Origin of the sequence: Citrobacter sp. Cu231, assembly GCF_030332265.1 — a bacterium.
Classification (GTDB): Bacteria; Pseudomonadota; Gammaproteobacteria; order Enterobacterales; family Enterobacteriaceae; genus Citrobacter; species Citrobacter meridianamericanus.
Genome location: NZ_JAOWIE010000048.1, coordinates 139,936 through 159,209, shown reverse-complemented (window position 1 = coordinate 159,209; position 19,274 = coordinate 139,936). Strand labels below are relative to the sequence as shown.

At 52.0% G+C, this 19,274-nt stretch carries 18 protein-coding genes and 1 riboswitch; of the genes, 9 read left to right on the top strand and 9 right to left on the bottom strand.

Annotated elements, in window-relative coordinates; all coding sequences use genetic code 11:
• Nucleotides 1-55: 55 nt before the first annotated feature.
• From thiQ to sgrR, 4 genes are all read right to left on the bottom strand, one after another.
• Nucleotides 56-757, bottom strand: coding sequence for a thiamine ABC transporter ATP-binding protein ThiQ (gene thiQ, locus OGY15_RS21740; RefSeq protein WP_286541058.1), 702 nt, complete (start codon nt 755-757; stop codon nt 56-58).
• Nucleotides 741-2,351, bottom strand: a complete 1,611-nt coding sequence (thiP, locus tag OGY15_RS21735) for a thiamine/thiamine pyrophosphate ABC transporter permease ThiP (RefSeq protein WP_151216728.1) — start codon at nt 2,349-2,351, stop codon at nt 741-743. Before thiP ends, thiQ begins: the two co-directional genes overlap by 17 nt.
• Complete coding sequence (thiB, locus tag OGY15_RS21730; RefSeq protein WP_151216729.1) at nt 2,327-3,310, bottom strand: thiamine ABC transporter substrate binding subunit; 984 nt, start codon at nt 3,308-3,310, stop codon at nt 2,327-2,329. Before thiB ends, thiP begins: the two co-directional genes overlap by 25 nt.
• A 30-nt stretch (nt 3,311-3,340) precedes the next feature.
• A riboswitch (TPP riboswitch) is annotated at nt 3,341-3,464 on the bottom strand.
• 33 nt (nt 3,465-3,497) lie between these two features.
• Entirely contained in the window at nt 3,498-5,153 is a 1,656-nt protein-coding gene (gene sgrR, locus OGY15_RS21725) for an HTH-type transcriptional regulator SgrR (protein ID WP_151224546.1), read from the bottom strand.
• Between the two features lie 99 nt (nt 5,154-5,252).
• Between sgrR and sgrT the strand changes: the two genes are divergently transcribed.
• Complete coding sequence (gene sgrT / locus OGY15_RS21720) at nt 5,253-5,381, top strand: glucose uptake inhibitor SgrT (RefSeq protein ID WP_003018817.1); 129 nt, start codon at nt 5,253-5,255, stop codon at nt 5,379-5,381.
• Nucleotides 5,382-5,489: 108 nt separating this feature from the next.
• On the top strand, nt 5,490-6,668 hold the full coding sequence (locus tag OGY15_RS21715) for a sugar efflux transporter (protein WP_252838418.1): 1,179 nt from the start codon (nt 5,490-5,492) through the stop codon (nt 6,666-6,668).
• Between the two features lie 42 nt (nt 6,669-6,710).
• Here the strand turns inward: OGY15_RS21715 and leuD are convergent, their stop codons facing one another.
• The 5 genes from leuD to leuL all read right to left on the bottom strand — a co-directional run bounded on the left by leuD (nt 6,711) and on the right by leuL (nt 11,568).
• The gene (gene leuD, locus OGY15_RS21710) at nt 6,711-7,316 is read right to left on the bottom strand and encodes a 3-isopropylmalate dehydratase small subunit (protein ID WP_151224548.1); all 606 of its coding nucleotides are present in this window, start codon (nt 7,314-7,316) and stop codon (nt 6,711-6,713) included.
• Between the two features lie 10 nt (nt 7,317-7,326).
• Nucleotides 7,327-8,727 carry a 3-isopropylmalate dehydratase large subunit gene (leuC, locus tag OGY15_RS21705; RefSeq protein WP_286541053.1) on the bottom strand — a complete coding sequence of 467 codons (1,401 nt, stop codon included), beginning with the start codon at nt 8,725-8,727 and terminating at the stop codon, nt 7,327-7,329.
• 2 nt (nt 8,728-8,729) lie between these two features.
• The gene (leuB, locus tag OGY15_RS21700) at nt 8,730-9,821 is read right to left on the bottom strand and encodes a 3-isopropylmalate dehydrogenase (RefSeq protein ID WP_003845728.1); all 1,092 of its coding nucleotides are present in this window, start codon (nt 9,819-9,821) and stop codon (nt 8,730-8,732) included.
• The gene (gene leuA, locus OGY15_RS21695; protein WP_048212702.1) at nt 9,821-11,392 is read right to left on the bottom strand and encodes a 2-isopropylmalate synthase; all 1,572 of its coding nucleotides are present in this window, start codon (nt 11,390-11,392) and stop codon (nt 9,821-9,823) included. The genes leuB and leuA overlap by 1 nt, the downstream gene beginning before the upstream one ends.
• A gap of 89 nt (nt 11,393-11,481) precedes the next feature.
• Nucleotides 11,482-11,568 (bottom strand): leu operon leader peptide, encoded by an 87-nt coding sequence (gene leuL / locus OGY15_RS21690; protein ID WP_048998978.1) that lies wholly within the window; start codon nt 11,566-11,568, stop codon nt 11,482-11,484.
• 657 nt (nt 11,569-12,225) lie between these two features.
• Here leuL and leuO point away from each other — a divergent pair.
• From leuO to ftsL, 7 genes are all read left to right on the top strand, one after another.
• Nucleotides 12,226-13,173 (top strand): transcriptional regulator LeuO, encoded by a 948-nt coding sequence (leuO, locus tag OGY15_RS21685; RefSeq protein ID WP_151216734.1) that lies wholly within the window; start codon nt 12,226-12,228, stop codon nt 13,171-13,173.
• 318 nt (nt 13,174-13,491) lie between these two features.
• On the top strand, nt 13,492-15,216 hold the full coding sequence (gene ilvI / locus OGY15_RS21680; RefSeq protein ID WP_151216735.1) for an acetolactate synthase 3 large subunit: 1,725 nt from the start codon (nt 13,492-13,494) through the stop codon (nt 15,214-15,216).
• Nucleotides 15,217-15,218: 2 nt separating this feature from the next.
• On the top strand, nt 15,219-15,710 hold the full coding sequence (gene ilvN / locus OGY15_RS21675) for an acetolactate synthase small subunit (protein WP_003829566.1): 492 nt from the start codon (nt 15,219-15,221) through the stop codon (nt 15,708-15,710).
• Between the two features lie 180 nt (nt 15,711-15,890).
• Nucleotides 15,891-16,895, top strand: a complete 1,005-nt coding sequence (gene cra / locus OGY15_RS21670) for a catabolite repressor/activator (RefSeq protein ID WP_003018794.1) — start codon at nt 15,891-15,893, stop codon at nt 16,893-16,895.
• 610 nt (nt 16,896-17,505) lie between these two features.
• Complete coding sequence (mraZ, locus tag OGY15_RS21665) at nt 17,506-17,964, top strand: division/cell wall cluster transcriptional repressor MraZ (RefSeq protein WP_005124560.1); 459 nt, start codon at nt 17,506-17,508, stop codon at nt 17,962-17,964.
• Nucleotide 17,965: 1 nt separating this feature from the next.
• Nucleotides 17,966-18,907: a 16S rRNA (cytosine(1402)-N(4))-methyltransferase RsmH gene (gene rsmH, locus OGY15_RS21660; protein ID WP_042312345.1), complete on the top strand. Its 942-nt coding sequence runs from the start codon at nt 17,966-17,968 to the stop codon at nt 18,905-18,907.
• Nucleotides 18,904-19,269: a cell division protein FtsL gene (gene ftsL / locus OGY15_RS21655; RefSeq protein WP_151216736.1), complete on the top strand. Its 366-nt coding sequence runs from the start codon at nt 18,904-18,906 to the stop codon at nt 19,267-19,269. Before rsmH ends, ftsL begins: the two co-directional genes overlap by 4 nt.
• Nucleotides 19,270-19,274 lie beyond the last annotated feature (5 nt).

Below are 19,274 nucleotides of genomic sequence, written 5' to 3'. Positions count from 1 at the left end.
AATCTTTTGCCGGATGGCGCTAATGCTTATCCGGCCTGGGAAATCTGCCAACTTGTCATCCGGTTTTAATGCCCAATAGCGCCGAGGCGCTAGCGTTGCCGCTTAACAGATCGTCCGTATCGCCCTGCCAGGCGATGCGCCCGTCGGCGACCACAATCGAGCGGGGCGCAATTCGCGCCGCATCTTCTACGCTGTGGGAAACCATCAGTAACGTCAGTTGCTTCTCGCGACAGACTTCGGCCACCAGCGTTAACATCTCCTGGCGCAGCGCAGGGTCTAGTGCAGAAAAAGGTTCATCAAGCAGCAAAATGGGTTGTTCGCGTACCAGACAACGCGCCAGCGCCACGCGCTGTCGTTGCCCGCCGGAAAGCTCTCCGGGCAGTCGCTCCAGCAGTGAGTCAATTCCCATTTGCCGGGCGATGAAGTGCATTTTCTCCCGTTGCGATGCGTTCAGCTTCAATCCAGGATTAAGGCCCAGGCCGATATTTTGCTGCACGTTCAGATGACTGAACAGGTTGTTTTCCTGAAACAGCATCGAAACGGGGCGACGAGAGGGCGGTGTGGTGGTGTGATCTTCACCTGCAATCATCATGGTGCCGCTGGCTGGCGTGAGAAAGCCGGCTATCAGATTCAGCAGCGTGCTTTTCCCGGCGCCGCTTGGCCCGAGTATCGCTACCTGCTCACCGCGCGCGATTGACAACGTAAAGCGCATTGGCAAATGGTGATAAAGCCATGTGATATCAATCAGTTTTAACATTTCGCCCCGGCAATTTCTCAATAACAGTAAACAGTGTAAAGCACAGGATCAGCAGCAATAACGCCGTCACCGCGCCATCCTGACTGCGATAAGATCCAATCTGCTGATATAAATAAAACGGCAGGGTGCGGAAATCCTCGTTGCCAAATAACGCCACTACGCCAAAATCACCAATCGACAGCACACAGGCAAATGCCATCGCCTGCGCCAGCGGGCGCTTCAGGGCGCGAAGTTCAACCATTTTCAGGCGCGACCATCCCTCGATTCCTAACGACTGGCACAACATACTGTAACGCGCGGTCACGTCACGCATTGGGTTTTCCAGCACCTTCAATGCGTAGGGGATCGCCATGAGTGCATTGGTAAAAATGACAATGCCGTCAGCGGATTCGGGGAGCCCAACAGTATTATTGAGCAGCAGAAAGAAGCCGGTTGCCAGCACGATGCCTGGCATAGCGAGGATCATCATGCCGCTCAGCTCCAGCATTTGTCCTGCCAGCATCTGTTGGCGGGCACGCAGTTCACGACTACTCCATAACAGCATCATGGTGAGTATGACGCACAACGCACCTGCCGCCAGCGCGATGCGCAGTGAGGTTCCCAACGCCTGCCATAGTGCTGGCTGCGTAAGCACATCCAGTACCTGACGGTTAAGACCATCGACAATCACCGCCAGCAGCGGCGGTAGCAACAGCAGCAGGGCCAGAATAATCAGCAGCGAGTCGGCCAGACGGCTGTGCAAACGATCGTCTGGATCGCGCCAGCCCTGAACCAGTGTGGTGCCCGGCGCAATAGCACGGCTCAGGCGTTGGCTGAGTAGCACCAGCGCTAAACAACACAGCATCTGGATCAACGCCAGCATGGCGGCGCGGGCAGGATCGTAATCAAAATTCAGCGCCTGATAGATAGCCAGTTCGATAGTGGTGGCCTGTGGCCCGCCGCCCAGCGACAGAACGGTGGCGAAGCTGGCGAAGCACAGCATAAAGATGAGCGCTGCGACGGGAAGGATTTGCCGACGAAGCCACGGCCATTCAACAAAACGGAAGAAATGCCAGCCGCGCATCCCGAGTTGAGCGGCTAACTGTCGCTGTTCGCCGGGAATATTCTCCAGCGACTGCAACAGCAGACGGCTGGCCATCGGCAGATTGAAAAAGACGTGCGCCAGCAGAATGCCCTGCAAACCGTAAGGCGAAAAGGTCCATTCCAGCCCTAAGGCATGCCAGAGCGAGGCCAACCAGCCCTGACGACCATAGACGCTAAGAATACCGAATACCGCGACCAGCACCGGCAGGATTAACGTCATGGCGCACAGGCGCAGCAGCGCCAGACGTCCTGGAAAACGGCGACGATAGAGCGCCCGGGCAAGGAAAATCGCCGGGATAACCGACAACACAGCGGATAGAAAAGCCTGCCAGAAAGAAAAGCGCACCACATGCCACAGGTAGTCATCTTGCCACAGCGAGGACCACTCTCCCTGCGGGGCGTTAAACCACAGCGCCAGAAACGCGGCCAGGGCCACGGTCACCATCAGCGTGGCGGCGGTAAGCCCTGGAACCAGCCAGCCGGGAATTAACGGCTGACGGCGCGTTGCCATTCGCTAATCCATGCCTGACGTTGAGCCGCAACCTGCTGCGGGGTAAATTCGAGCGCAGTGGCTGGTTTTTCCAATTGCTCAAATCCTGACGGTAGGGCGACCTGCGTCACCGGATACATCCAGTTGCCGGTTGGAATCGCATTCTGGAATGCCGTAGACACCATAAACTTGAGGAACTTCTCGGCCAGTTCCGGCTGCTTGCTGGCCGCAGTACGCGCGGCGACTTCCACCTGCAAATAATGGCCTTCGCTAAAGTTAGCGGCGGCGTAGTTGTCTTTTTTCTCGGCGATGATGTGATAAGCCGGAGAGGTGGTATAGCTGAGTACCAGATCGCTTTCACCTTTCAGGAACAGGCCGTAGGCTTCACTCCAGCCCTTGGTGACGGTGACGGTTTTTGCCGCCAGTTTCTGCCAGGCCTCTGGCGCTTTATCGCCATAGACTTTCTGCATCCATAGCAGCAGACCCAGCCCCGGCGTGCTGGTACGCGGATCCTGATAAATGACGCGCCATTTTTGGTCGCTTTCAACCAGTTCCTTCAGGCTTTTAGGCGGATTCGTCAGCTTGTTTTTATCATAAACGAAGGCGAAATAACCGTAGTCAAACGGAACGAAGGTATCGTTTTTCCAGCCACCGGGCACGTTAACGGCGTCACTTGCTACGCCACTTTTGGCGAACAGGTTAGTTTGTGTAGCGGCTTCCAGAAGATTGTTATCCAGGCCCAGCACAACGTCGGCTTTGCTGTTTTTTCCTTCCATGCGCAGGCGGTTAAGCAGCGAAACGCCATCTTCCAGCGCGACCAGTTTCAATTCACAGTTGCAGTCAGCTTCAAACGCTTTTTTGATTGTCGGACCCGGCCCCCAGTCAGCAGCGAACGAGTCGTAGGTATAGACGGTCAGTACAGGTTTGGCGAAGACAGGCGCTGCGCACAGCAGTAAAAGCGGAAGACATTTTTTAAACACTTTGCACCTCAAGAGTTGGGTGGCAAAGGACTTGAGATAAGCCTCAAATCCCTTCGCCGGCATTATCCGGATCAGGTTCGACGGGTATCTCTCAGCCCATACGCAGATCGAATGATTTTGTGTATGTTTTTATTTAGCACCCCGTTGAGAACGGCGTTAGTGTAATGATTTTGTTGCTTAGCAGCAATTAAGGATCCGGCGGAGCAAACCACGCCGATTTAAAATCAAACCAGCCGAGAGTATTCATACGCAGTCCGCGCATACTGCGCTGCCCCTGAATGATCAGCCAGTGGTGGATTAACGGCACAATGGCCTTTGTGGCGAGCAGCTGTTGGCACCATGCAGCCAGGCTCATTTCGCCCGTTCGCCAGCGGGCCGCATCGTTTTCCCAGTCACGCGAGATACAGTTTTGCAGTAACGGGACTTCGCACAAATGGGCGAACAGTGAGAAGTCGAGCGGTAGGGTAAAGTTGGCGCTGTTAAGCCAGATATCGCTGACGATTTCTCCTGCATGCCATTGATCGTAGTCGATCTCCTGAATAGTCAACTGCACCTGATGCTGCGCCAGCAACGTCTTCATGATCTGCGCAATAATCCGATGTTCGATGTGATCGCGATAGTAGGTGATCGTCAGCGTTTCCAGCCCGGCGGGTTTTTCACCATGGCCGGGTTTTGCGTGATGCCAGCGGGGGAGTAAACCATACGCGGGAAACCACAGTCGCTGGTACTGTTCGTCGGCGTGGCAGATTAAATTGGTCGGCGAGAGAATGCGGCTTACCCATTCGCGGACCTCCTGGTTAGCTCCACGGTGGCTACGCGCATCAAACAGCAGGTAGTAGCAACCTTCTTCGAGGCGGCTTTCGATCGCCTTTTCATCCTCGGTGGGACCTTGTAGCGTCAAACCGCCGCCTGGCTCTTCGCCGATGTCAGGTAATACCCAAACGTTAACTTCGTCGATCAGGGCCCGGTAGCCAAAGTAATCATCAAATGCATGAATTTTCAGTTGGTTATTGGTGTTTCGTATTACCGCATACGGACCGGTACCAATCGGGTGACTGGAGAAGTTGTTTAGCGTTTCCCATTCTCGCGGCAGGATCATGGCGGGGACCTGCCCCAATAGCCAGGGAAGCCAGCGGTCTGGCTGGGCCAGATGGATATCCAGCGTCCAGGCCGTGGGAGAGACGATCTGCGTGATGTGTGAGTACAGCGGCAGGCTGTTAATGCGCATCAGTGAGGCGATAACATCTGCCATTTCCAGTTCGCGGCCATGATGAAAATGGATCCCCGGACGCAGGAAGAATCGCCAGTGTAAAGGTGAAATTTGCTGCCAGTGATGGGCAATGTCCGCTTCCAGTTCCCCATTTTCCTCATTTACCCGAATTAAGGCGCTGAAGATTTGCCGGGCGATATGGGTTTCGGAGCGGCGTAATGCCGTGCCGGGCAGCAGGTTGTGCATGGGGCGATAATAGAGAACGCGCATGATATGCCGACCCTGGCGAAAGCTGCGACCCAGATGGGAGACCAGCATTTGCCGTACGGCCGTTTTGTCACCGACCAGTTGCACCAGTTGATCGATGCGATCCTGTTCCAGTAGGTCTTCCGCGCGCTGCTGCTGGAGCGCCAGCCCGGTATAGAGGAATGTCAGTCGCGAGCGTTTACCTCGTCCAACTTCAGCTTCCCACGTTAACCAGCCGCGATCTTGCATGGTATTAAGCAGCGTACGCATATGGCGGCGCGAGCAGCTTAGCAGTTCCGCCAGCTCGTTCAGCGTCGTGTCTTGCGTTTTGCCGTCACAGCATTGCCACAGACGGATGAACTGTTGTTGCAAACGACCAGAAGACATAAAAGGGGAACTCCTGCGGAAAACTCAGCAATTTTATAATCCCTATATTAAGCCAATAATAGATTCCGATGAAGCGATGAGACAACGAAGGGGTCATCTATGCGTCAGTTCTGGTTGAAGTACTTTACCACGACAGAAAAATCGTCCTGGTTGGCTTGCCTGAGCGCACCGCAGCGCTTAAAGATGCTCGAAGAGCTGATGCAGTGGGAGATGACATCTGACTCCTGAATTGGAAATTGCAGACATCATGTGTGACTGAGTATTGGTGTTAATCGCCGCGCCAGCAGGTATTATCTGCTGGCTTTTTTCGTTTCAGCTGCGCTTAAAAGGAAAGATATGCTCTGGATTATGACCATGGGACGGCGCCTCAACGGCGTTTACGCGGCATTTATGCTGGTCGCTTTTATGATGGGCGTGGCGGGGGCATTGCAGGCACCCACTCTGAGTCTGTTCCTGAGCCGTGAAGTCGGAGTGCAGCCATTTTGGGTCGGGCTGTTTTATACCGTCAATGCGATTGTCGGGATCGTCGTCAGCCTTGGCCTCGCGAAACGATCCGACAGCCAGGGCGATCGGCGTAAGCTGATCATGTTCTGCTGCCTGATGGCGATTGGCAACGCGCTGCTGTTTGCCTTCAATCGCCATTATCTCACGTTGATCACCTGTGGTGTGCTGTTGGCCTCGCTGGCGAATACAGCCATGCCGCAGTTGTTTGCGTTGGCGAGGGAATATGCGGATAACTCCGCGCGTGAAGTAGTGATGTTTAGTTCGGTGATGCGTGCGCAGCTTTCGCTGGCCTGGGTGATCGGACCGCCGCTGGCCTTCATGCTGGCGCTGAATTACGGCTTCACGGCAATGTTTTCTATTGCCGCAGGGATTTTTGCCATTAGCCTGGTGCTGATTGCGCTGATTCTGCCGTCTGTCGCTCGGGTGGAGCAGCCCGTTGACGTGCCGTTGGAACAGACCGGCGGTTGGCAGGACAAAAATGTGCGTATGCTATTTGTTGCCTCCACGCTGATGTGGACCTGCAACACTATGTACATCATCGATATGCCGCTGTGGATAAGCCTTGAGCTGGGTTTGCCGGACAAGCTGGCCGGGATCCTGATGGGGACGGCGGCCGGGCTGGAAATTCCGGCGATGATTCTGGCGGGCTACTACGTGAAGCGCTTTGGTAAACGGCGAATGATGATCGCCGCCGTCGCGGCAGGTGTGCTGTTTTACCTTGGGCTGATCTTCTTTCATAGCCGGACAGCACTGCTGGTGCTGCAACTGTTTAACGCGATCTTCATCGGCATTATTGCCGGGATAGGCATGCTGTGGTTTCAGGATCTAATGCCCGGACGTGCGGGTTCAGCGACCACATTATTTACCAACAGTATTTCGACCGGCGTCATCCTCGCGGGGGTGATTCAGGGTGCTGTTGCGCAAAGTTACGGGCATTTTGCCGTTTATTGGGTGATTGCGGCGATTTCTATGGTCACGCTGATGATGACCGGGCGGGTGAAGGACGTGTAATGACGTTGCCGGATGCAATATGCACATCCGGCATAACAAGGTCTAGCGCATAAACGCCGGCTGCTTGTCTTCGTACTCAGTGATGGCCGCTTCATGCTGCAGCGTCAGCCCGATGCTGTCGAGACCATTCAGCATGCAATGACGGCGGAAGTCGTCGATTTTAAAGCGATAGGACTTCTCGCCCGCTTTCACTTCCTGCGTCTGGAGATCCACTTCAAATTTAATCCCCGGATTGGCTTTTACCAGATCGAACAGTTCATCAACCTGCGCATCGCTCAGGGTGACCGGCAGCAGTTGGTTATTGAAGCTGTTGCCGTAGAAGATGTCGGCGAAGCTTGGGGCGATCACCACTTTAAAGCCATAATCGGTCAGCGCCCACGGCGCATGTTCGCGAGATGAGCCGCAGCCAAAGTTTTCCCGCGCGAGCAGAATTGACGCACCTTTATATTCCGGGAAGTTCAGCACGAAGTCAGGATTAGGTTGTTGGCCTTTTTCGTCCAGAAAACGCCAGTCGTTGAACAGATGAGCGCCAAAACCGGTGCGAGTAACCTTCTGCAAAAACTGTTTGGGAATAATAGCGTCGGTATCAACGTTGGCGGCATCCAGTGGGACAACCAGGCCGGTATGCTGGGTAAATTTCTCTGCCATGGTAGTTTCCTTATTTGATGCTGCGAATGTCGGCAAAATGACCAGTAACGGCGGCAGCGGCGGCCATGGCCGGGCTGACTAAGTGTGTGCGACCACCGCGGCCCTGACGGCCTTCAAAGTTGCGGTTGCTGGTGGAGGCACAGCGCTCGCCTGGGTTCAGGCGGTCATTGTTCATCGCCAGACACATCGAACAGCCCGGTAAACGCCATTCAAACCCAGCTTCGATGAAGATCTTGTCCAGACCCTCCGCTTCCGCCTGCGCTTTCACCGGACCAGAACCCGGCACTACTAGCGCCTGTACGCCCGGCGCGACTTTGCGCCCTTTGGCGATTTCTGCCGCTGCGCGTAAATCTTCAATACGCGAGTTGGTGCAGGAACCGATGAACACTTTATCAATAGCGACTTCTGTTAAGGGAATGCCCGGTTTTAATCCCATGTAAGCCAACGCTTTCTCAGCCGATGCGCGCTCTACCGGATCGGAAAATGACGCCGGGTCGGGAATATTATCGTTCACTGAGATGACCTGACCCGGATTCGTTCCCCAGGTAACCTGCGGCGCAATCTCTTCTGCCTGCAGGGTGACGACGGTATCAAAGGTTGCGTTGTCGTCGGTTTTCAGTGTGTTCCAGTACTCAACCGCGTAGGTAAAATCTTCGCCCTTCGGAGCGTGTAAACGCCCTTGCACATAGTTAAAGGTGGTTTCATCCGGTGCGACCAGACCCGCTTTGGCACCCATTTCAATGGCCATGTTACACAGGGTCATTCGGCCTTCCATACTCAACGCGCGGATGGCTTCGCCACAAAACTCAACCACGTGTCCAGTACCGCCTGCGCTACCGGTTTTACCGATAATCGCCAGCACGATATCTTTGGCAGTAATGCCTGGGGCTGCTTTGCCATTGACTTCAATCTTCATGGTTTTAGCGCGCCCTTGTTTCAGGGTTTGCGTCGCCAGCACGTGTTCAACTTCAGAGGTGCCAATACCAAAGGCCAACGCGCCAAACGCGCCGTGTGTAGCGGTGTGGGAATCGCCGCAGACGATGGTCATTCCCGGCAACGTCACGCCTTGTTCAGGCCCCATTACATGGACGATCCCCTGATACGGATGGTTCAGATCGTACAATTCGACACCAAATTCATTGCAGTTTTTGATCAATTCCTGCATCTGAATACGCGCCATTTCGCCGGAGGCGTTAATGTCTTTGGTCTGTGTGGAGACGTTGTGGTCCATGGTGGCAAAGGTTTTACCTGGCTGGCGAACTTGACGTCCATGCGCGCGCAGCCCATCAAATGCCTGCGGAGAGGTCACTTCATGCACCAGATGTCTGTCGATATACAACAGCGGGGTTTCGTTTTGCGCCTCATAGACGACGTGCGCATCAAACAATTTTTCGTATAACGTTTTGGCCATGATTACACCCCTTCTGCGACATAACGGGCAATAATGTCACCCATTTCATCGGTACCGACTGCGGCAGCGCCACGGGCTAAGTCACCGGTGCGAATACCTTCTTCTAATGCGCGGTTGATGGCGCTCTCAATTGCGGTTGCCGCATCATTGGCGTCCAGGCTGTAGCGCAGCAGCAGCGCCAGTGACAGGATTTGCGCGATCGGGTTGGCAATGTTTTTTCCGGCGATGTCCGGGGCGGAGCCGCCAGCGGGCTCGTACAGGCCAAAACCCTGATCATTCAGGCTGGCGGACGGTAACATGCCCATTGAACCGGTGATCATGGCGCACTCGTCAGACAGAATATCGCCAAACAGGTTGGAACACAGCAGCACGTCGAACTGCGAGGGATCTTTGATCAACTGCATTGTCGCGTTGTCGATGTACATATGCGCCAGTTCAACGTCCGGATATTCATTCGCAATTTCATTGACGATTTCGCGCCACAGAATCGATGTTTGCAGTACGTTTGCTTTATCAATCGACGTGACTTTACGGCGACGCTGGCGAGCGGATTCAAACGCGATACGCGCAATACGTTCGATCTCGAAACGGTGATAAACCTCGGTATCAAACGCTTTTTCATGCTGTCCGCTGCCTTCGCGGCCTTTTGGCTGACCGAAGTAGATCCCGCCGGTCAGTTCGCGCACGCACAGGATGTCGAAACCGTTGGCGGCAATATCTGCACGCAGAGGGCAAAATGCTTCCAGTCCCTGGTACAGCTTAGCCGGACGCAGGTTGCTGAATAATTTAAAGTGCTTACGCAATGGCAGCAGCGCGCCGCGTTCAGGTTGCTGGTTTGGCGGCAGGTTTTCCCATTTCGGGCCGCCAACGGAGCCAAACAAAATGGCGTCAGCTTGCTCACAGCCTTCAACCGTCGCAGGCGGCAACGGCTGGCCGTGGTTATCAATGGCCGCACCACCCACGTCGTAGTGGCTGGTGGTAATGCGCATGTTAAAACGGTTGCGGATTGCGTCCAGTACCTTCAAGGCTTGCGCCATCACTTCCGGGCCAATACCGTCACCCGGCAAAACAGCAATATGATAATTCTTCGACATCACACGGTTTCCTTGTTGTTCTCGTTGTTCTGAGCTTTGCGTTGCAATTCTTTTTCGACTTCTTCAGCGCGCCAGATGTTGTTCAGCACATGGACCATCGCTTTTGCGGAAGATTCGACGATATCCGTTGCCAGACCGACGCCATGGAAGCGACGACCATTATAGTTGGCAACGATATCCACCTGACCCAGCGCATCTTTACCGTGCCCTTTGGCGGTCAGACTGTATTTCACCAGTTCGATGTTATATTCGGTGACACGGTTGATGGCCTGATAGATGGCATCGACTGGACCGTTACCGTTCGCCGCTTCGGCTTTAACTTCTTCACCGCAGGCCAGTTTGACGGAGGCGGTGGCGATGTCATTTGAGCCGGACTGCACGCTGAAGTAATCCAGACGGAAATGCTCTGGCTCTTCTTGCTGTTTGTTAATAAAGGCCAGCGCTTCCAGGTCGTAATCAAATACCTGACCTTTTTTATCCGCCAGTTTCAGGAAAGCGTCGTACAGGTTGTCCAGGTTGTATTCATTTTCTTTATATCCCATCTCGTCCATACGGTGTTTTACCGCAGCGCGTCCGGAACGAGAGGTCAGGTTCAACTGTACCTGGTTCAGGCCGATGGATTCAGGGGTCATGATTTCGTAGTTTTCACGATTTTTCAGCACACCATCCTGATGGATACCAGAAGAGTGGGCAAACGCGCCGCTACCAACAATCGCTTTGTTGGCCGGGATAGGCATGTTGCAGATTTGGCTGACTAACTGACTGGTACGCCAGATTTCCTGGTGATTAATGCGGGTCTGTACGTTCAAAATATCTTTGCGTACTTTGATTGCCATGATCACCTCTTCCAGTGAGCAGTTACCGGCGCGTTCGCCGATACCGTTCATTGCGCCTTCCACCTGGCGAGCACCTGCGTGAACGGCTGCCAGTGCGTTGCCAACGCCCAGACCTAAATCATCATGGGTGTGCACGGAGATAATGGCTTTATCGATATTCGGTACGCGCTCATACAGGCCGGAAATAATTCCGCCAAACTCAAATGGCATGGTGTAACCGACGGTATCGGGGATATTGATGGTTTTTGCACCTGCGTTAATCGCGGCTTCTACCACGCGGGCCAGATCGGCGATAGGAGTACGTCCCGCATCTTCACAAGAGAACTCCACGTCATCCGTATAATTACGCGCACGCTTAACCATGTAGATTGCTCGTTCGATCACTTCATCCAATGTGCTGCGTAATTTCGTCGCGATATGCATCGGTGAGGTGGCGATAAACGTATGAATACGAAAAGCTTCTGCGACCTTCAGCGATTCCGCGGCAACGTCGATATCTTTTTCTACGCAGCGGGCTAAGGCGCACACGCGGCTGTTCTTAACCTGACGAGCGATGGTTTGTACGGATTCAAAGTCACCTGGAGAAGAAACCGGGAAACCCACTTCCATCACGTCAACGCCCATACGCTCGAGGGCCAGCGCAATCTGCAGTTTTTCTTTCACACTCAGGCTCGCCTGTAACGCCTGTTCACCGTCGCGTAAGGTGGTATCGAAAATAATGACTTGCTGGCTCATGGTTTTGGTCCTTGGTCTTTAGGGCGCCTTGCTTCGAGCATAAAAAAACCCGCGCAACGGCGCGGGTTTTTGTCTTAACTGGAGCTGACTTAATGCTGAATGTCGTCCACCAGTCTACCGCGCAATGAAGATGCGTTTAGTAGTAGTAGACCGTTAAAACGAGCAATGTAAGTCATCAATCTGGCTCCAGGCGAATGCGATATGCTTTTAGTGGTACTGGATATGAGGTCTGATGTCAACCCCATGCCTCGTAAATGCCCTGCTTAAGGGATAAAGTTTCAACAAAACTTAAGCGAATTGTGCTGAATTTTTCTGGGTATATAAAATTAATTCACTGAGGGCTGAACACAGTTTTCACGGTTTGACATATTTGAGCATACTTATTTGCATTTATTGTAACGATGAACTTGAGATATCATCCCGATTGGGATTTTATATCTTTATGATTTATCTATTTTTATAGTAACTATGAATGGGTATGACCAGTGTACCACCCCAAAATTGATAAATTAATGTTAACTTTTAATGTATTAATAATATAAACATTTAATTAAAACTTAAATACGTATTCATGAGGCGTATGATTGTTTATTCGCCATGCTTATGGTTATATTGCTTTTGAAATTTAAACATATGAATCATCGCGCAATGACTTCTTCCGCGCGGCGTTTGTAGTGTTTTTTTGCACATTCAGATTTGTGCCTTTATGTTTTCCTAATTTTAATGTTTTCTCTTTTTCTCATTTTATATGCATGGTAAATCATATTAACGGAGGTTATTTCTTCACTCCGTCTGGGATTAAAAGGGAGTTTAGAGTGACAGTGGAGTTAAATATGCCAGAAGTAAAAATAATAGATAAACCAAATCTTATAGAGATGGGGAAGCCACAGCTTCGCATGGTTGATCTAAATTTATTAACCGTCTTTGATGCGGTGATGCAGGAACAAAACATTACTCGTGCTGCCCATTCATTGGGGATGTCGCAACCTGCAGTCAGTAATGCGGTTGCGCGCCTGAAGGTCATGTTCAACGATGAACTTTTTGTGCGTTATGGTCGCGGGATCCAGCCGACTGCCAGGGCCTTCCAGCTATTTGGTTCCGTTCGCCAGGCGTTGCAATTAGTACAGAACGAACTGCCAGGTTCGGGCTTTGAACCTGGCAGCAGCGAGCGTGTATTCAATCTTTGCGTATGCAGTCCGTTAGATAATATCCTTACTTCGATGATTTATAATCGGGTTGAACAAGTCGCGCCAAACATTAATGTCGTATTTAAATCTTCGCTCAACCAGAATACAGAACATCAATTACGTTATCAGGAAACTGAGTTTGTTATTAGCTATGAAGACTTCCGTCGTCCGGAATTCACCAGTATTCCGTTATTCAATGACGAAATGGTGTTAGTGGCGAGCAAAAAGCATCCGCGCATTAGTGGTCCGCTGCTGGAAAGCGATCTCTATAATGAACAGCATGCCGTGGTTTCGCTCGATCGCTTCGCTTCATTCAGTCAACCGTGGTACGACACCCCGGATAAACAATCCTGCGTGGCCTATCAGGGCATGGCATTAATTAGCGTTCTTAATATTGTATCGCAAACGCATCTGGTCTCTATAGCGCCACGTTGGTTGGCAGAGGAGTTTGCCGATTCTTTAGAGCTGCAGGTATTGCCTTTACCTTTAAAATTGAACAGCCGCACATGTTATCTTTCCTGGCATGAAGCTGCGGGGCGCGATAAAGGGCATCAATGGATGGAAGAACTGTTAGTCTCTGTCTGTAAACAGTAGCCACTGGCAGAATAAACTGGATAGCTCATCTGGTTTATTCTGCTTTTCGATTTATATCTGAAATTTTATGCTGAACTCTGGTTTTTATGCTTACCTGAAAGTATAAAAAAATAGACTAATTGCTGTAAGTCCCCCTTTTTAAGCGATTATTTATCATATCAATTGCTTATGCTGGTTTAATTCTCCATATATTCGATTCTTTCCTTCATTTTATTCTTATTTACTCCGGTGTCACCCCTTCGGAGTCAATTGCCATGCGTCATCGTCAGCGGTTAATGTGTTGTTAAACCGTTATTCATTATAAGAGTGAGGCAAGCCATGGAGATGTTGTCTGGAGCCGAGATGGTCGTCCGATCGCTCATCGATCAGGGTGTGAAGCAGGTATTCGGTTATCCCGGGGGGGCCGTCCTCGATATTTATGATGCGTTGCATACAGTCGGCGGTATTGATCATGTGCTGGTTCGTCATGAGCAAGCCGCAGTACATATGGCTGATGGTTTGGCGCGTGCCACGGGAGAGGTGGGCGTCGTTTTAGTCACTTCCGGACCGGGGGCAACCAATGCGATCACCGGTATTGCAACAGCCTATATGGATTCCATTCCGTTGGTGATCCTCTCCGGGCAGGTCGCTACTTCACTGATTGGTTACGATGCCTTTCAGGAGTGTGACATGGTGGGCATATCCCGTCCGGTGGTAAAGCACAGCTTTCTGGTTAAACAAACGGAAGACATCCCGCAGGTGCTGAAAAAAGCCTTCTGGCTGGCGGCAAGCGGTCGTCCGGGACCTGTGGTGGTGGATTTACCGAAAGATATTCTGAATCCCGCGAAGAAACTGCCTTACAGCTGGCCAGAGTCAGTGAGTATGCGTTCGTATAATCCGACGACGACCGGGCACAAAGGACAGATAAAACGGGCTTTGCAGACGCTGGTCGCAGCGAAGAAACCGGTTGTGTATGTGGGAGGCGGGGCGGTGAATGCTGCCTGCCACGAACAGCTGAGGCAGATGGCTGAAGCACTTAATCTGCCAGTTGTCTCCTCGCTAATGGGCTTAGGTGCGTTCCCGGCAACGCATCGCCAGGCGCTGGGCATGTTGGGTATGCATGGTACTTACGAAGCCAATATGACCATGCATCATTCCGATGTGATCTTTGCCGTCGGCGTTCGCTTCGATGATCGCACGACCAATAACCTGGCAAAATATTGCCCGAATGCGACCGTGCTGCATATCGACATCGATCCGACCTCTATTTCAAAAACTGTCACGGCAGATATTCCGATTGTGGGCGATGCTCGCCTGGTGTTGGATCAGATGCTTGAACTGCTGGAGCAGGAGAAGTCGCTGCAGCCGCTGGATGATAACCGTGACTGGTGGCAACACATCGAGCACTGGCGTGCCCGTCAATGCCTGAAATACGACACGCAAAGCGAAAGTATTAAACCGCAGGCGGTGATCGAAACCATCTGGCGCCTGACGAAAGGGGATGCGTATGTGACCTCTGACGTTGGCCAGCATCAGATGTTTGCCGCACTATACTATCCGTTTGATAAACCGCGGCGCTGGATCAACTCAGGCGGCCTCGGCACCATGGGATTTGGTTTGCCCGCGGCGTTAGGCGTGAAAATGGCGCTGCCGGATGAAACGGTGGTCTGCGTCACCGGAGATGGCAGCATTCAGATGAACATTCAGGAGCTGTCGACGGCGCTGCAATATGAGCTGCCTGTGCTGGTACTCAACCTTAACAACCGTTATCTCGGCATGGTCAAACAGTGGCAGGACATGATCTATTCTGGGCGTCATTCCCAATCTTACATGCAGTCGCTACCCGATTTTGTGCGCCTGGCTGAGGCTTATGGGCATATCGGTATCCAGATTAATCGGCCTGATGAACTGGAGAGCAAGCTGGGCGAAGCGCTGGAACATGTGCGTAACCACCGTCTGGTGTTTGTCGATGTTACCGTCGACGGTAGTGAACATGTCTACCCGATGCAGATTCGTGGAGGCGGGATGGATGAAATGTGGTTAAGCAAAACGGAGAGGACCTGATTATGCGCCGGATATTATCAGTATTGCTGGAAAACGAGTCGGGTGCATTATCGCGTGTTATTGGCCTCTTCGCCCAGCGTGGATACAACATTGAAAGCCTGACCGTCGCGCCGACTGACGATCCGACCTTATCGCGGATGACGATCCAGACGGTTGGAGATGAGAAAGTCCTGGAACAGATCGAAAAGCAGCTTCACAAACTGGTGGACGTTTTGCGCGTCAGCGAACTGGGGCAGGGTGCTCACGTTGAACGAGAAATTATGCTGGTGAAAATTCAGGCCAGCGGTTATGGCCGGGAAGAGGTGAAACGCAACACGGAGATTTTCCGCGGGCAAATTATCGACGTTACGCCGTCTATCTACACCGTACAACTGGCGGGCACCAGCGATAAGCTGGATGCGTTTCTGGCAACGCTGCGTGAAGTCGCTAAAATTGTGGAAGTCGCTCGTTCCGGCGTGGTGGGGCTTTCCCGCGGCGATAAAATCATGCGCTAATCATGATCGGGTTCTTAATTCGCAAGCCCAACGACTCAGGTTGGGCTTTTTTTTGCGAAATCAGCGGTAACCAGAGACAAAAGCGGTTGCCGGAGTCATTATTCTGCGCTTAGATGTTAATAAATTTAACCCATGCCATCTCAAAGGTTATGGTTTGTACATTTTACGCAAGGGGCAATTGTGAAACTGGATGAAATCGCTCGGTTGGCCGGCGTTTCGCGAACGACTGCAAGCTACGTTATTAACGGTAAAGCAAAGCAATATCGCGTAAGCGACAAAACGGTTGAAAAAGTCATGGCGGTGGTGCGCGAGCATAATTACCACCCTAATGCCGTGGCGGCCGGGCTGCGTGCTGGACGCACACGTTCTATTGGGCTTGTGATCCCGGATCTCGAGAACACGAGCTATACCCGGATCGCAAACTATCTGGAGCGTCAGGCGCGTCAGCGCGGATATCAATTGCTGATTGCCTGCTCTGAAGATCAGCCGGATAACGAAATGCGCTGTATTGAGCATCTTTTACAACGCCAGGTTGATGCCATTATCGTGTCGACCTCCTTGCCGCCTGAACATCCGTTCTATCAGCGTTGGGCGAACAGTTCATTCCCAATTGTGGCGCTGGACCGCGCGCTGGATCGCGAACACTTTACCAGCGTCGTGGGCGCAGACCAGGATGATGCGGAAATGTTGGCGGAGGAACTGCGTAAATTCCCTGCTGAAACCGTGCTCTATCTGGGGGCGCTCCCTGAATTATCCGTCAGTTTCCTGCGCGAACAGGGTTTCCGTACCGCGTGGAAGGACGATCCGCGTGAAGTGCATTTCCTGTATGCCAACAGCTACGAGCGGGAAGCGGCCGCGCAATTGTTTGATAAATGGCTGGAAACGCATCCCATGCCTCAGGCGCTGTTTACCACGTCGTTTGCCCTGCTGCAGGGAGTGATGGATGTGACCCTGCGTCGCGATGGTCAATTACCGTCTGATTTAGCGATTGCGACGTTTGGCGATCACGAACTGCTCGACTTCCTGCAGTGCCCGGTACTGGCGGTGGCGCAGCGCCATCGTGATGTTGCAGAACGCGTGCTGGAGATTGTATTGGCAAGCCTTGACGAGCCACGTAAACCAAAACCAGGTTTAACGCGTATACGGCGTAATCTGTACCGTCGCGGTATTCTCAGCCGTAACTAAGTCCTCTCTATTGATGACGTCGACAGGATATCTCTGGCGTCATCAAATTTGCCATTATCAGAAATAACCGCATTATAATTAAGAATATTCTTTAGAATTATCTTAATTTCATCTTAAATAATGGCGAATTAAAAAAGCAACTAACCATTTTCGGGTTATTGATACGTAACTGCGCGTTACGGTTGTATTATTTTGTTACATGCTTGTATGGAATTGACGAATTAACAAACACTTCGCTGCCGTACTGCGACAATCTCGCCCCTGCCTCACTCCTGTGCGGTGTACAGACTGATTAACTGGTACTGTTATCTCGCTGCATATTGTCCTAAAATGCCGCTCGCGTCGCAAACTGACACTTTATATTTTCTTCTGATGATATTCAGTTGTTTTAAACAATGATGAGTTGTTGGATTTTTTTCTTACAAATATTCATGACGTTAATTTGCTTCGTTTGCTGTACGGAATTTGCTCAACGCAGATATTAGCCGTAAACAATGGGTTTTTTGCTCCGCTAAGCGCCGTGACTTGCTTGACAAGGTTTTCCTCCGCTCCGTAAACTCCTTTAAGTGGGAATTTGTGGGATAAAGTGGTAATCGGGGGTGAGACTGGCATGTTCCGGGGAGCAACGTTAGTTAATCTCGACAGTAAAGGGCGCTTATCGGTGCCTACCCGTTATCGGGATCAACTGCTCGAGAGCGCTACCGGTCAAATGGTTTGTACCATTGACATCCATCACCCGTGCCTGCTGCTGTACCCCCTGCCTGAATGGGAAATTATCGAGCAGAAGTTATCGCGTCTGTCGAGCATGAATCCAGTTGAGCGTCGCGTACAGCGCTTATTGCTGGGTCATGCCAGCGAATGTCAGATGGATAGCGCTGGTCGATTATTGATAGCGCCCATTCTGCGGCAACACGCAGGGCTAACGAAAGAAGTGATGCTGGTTGGGCAGTTCAATAAGTTTGAGCTGTGGGATGAAACGACCTGGTATCAACAGGTCAAGGAAGATATCGACGCTGAGCAGTCTGTTACCGGCGCGCTGTCGGAACGATTGCAGGATTTGTCTCTATAAAATGATGGAAAACTATAAACATACAACGGTGTTGTTGGATGAAGCCGTAAACGGCCTGAATATTCGTCCAGACGGCATCTACATTGACGGGACATTTGGTCGCGGCGGTCACTCACGTCTGATCCTCTCACAGCTTGGCGAAGAAGGACGTTTACTGGCTATCGATCGCGATCCGCAGGCGATTGCCGTTGCACAGACGATTACTGATCCCCGTTTTTCCATCGTACATGGACCTTTTTCTGCGCTGGCTGACTATGTCGCCGAACGCGGACTGACCGGTAAGATCGACGGGATTCTTCTCGATCTTGGGGTTTCTTCTCCGCAGCTTGATGACGCGGAACGCGGATTCTCATTTATGCGTGACGGTCCATTAGATATGCGTATGGACCCAACACGTGGTCAGTCAGCAGCTGAATGGCTGCAAACCGCCGATGAAGCAGACATTGCCTGGGTGATTAAAACCTTTGGCGAAGAGCGCTTCGGCAAGCGCATTGCTCGCGCCATCGTAGAGCGCAATCGCATCGAACCGATGACCCGCACCAAAGAGCTGGCGGAAGTGATTGCGGCGGCAATGCCGGTGAAAGACAAATTCAAACATCCCGCGACCCGTACCTTCCAGGCGGTGCGCATTTGGGTGAACAGTGAACTGGAGGAGATAGAGCAGGCGCTAAAAAGCTCGCTCAGCGTGCTGGCACCAGGAGGTCGCCTTTCGATAATCAGTTTCCATTCGCTTGAAGATCGCATTGTGAAACGCTTTATGCGTGAACAAAGCCGTGGTCCTCAGGTTCCGGCTGGAATACCGATGACCGAAGCGCAGATCAAAAAGCTGGGCGGCCGTGAGTTAAGAGCACTAGGCAAGATGATGCCGGGCGAAGAAGAGGTTGCTGAAAATCCTCGTGCCCGTAGTTCAGTTCTGCGTATTGCAGAGAGGACGAACGCATGATCGGCAGAGTGACAGAAGCCCTCAGCAAAGTTAAGGGATCGATAGGAAGCAACGAGCGCCATGCCTTGCCTGGCGTGATCGGTGATGATCTTTTGCGGTATGGGAAGCTGCCACTCTGCCTGTTCATTTGCATTATTTTGACGGCGGTTACCGTCGTGACCACAGCACACCATACGCGGTTACTGACCGCGCAGCGTGAGCAACTTGTTCTGGAGCGAGATGCGTTAGATATCGAATGGCGCAACTTGATCCTTGAGGAGAATGCGCTCGGTGATCATAGCCGTGTTGAACGGATCGCAACGGAAAAGCTGCAAATGCAGCATGTTGATCCCTCACAAGAAAACATCGTAGTACAAAAATAAGGATA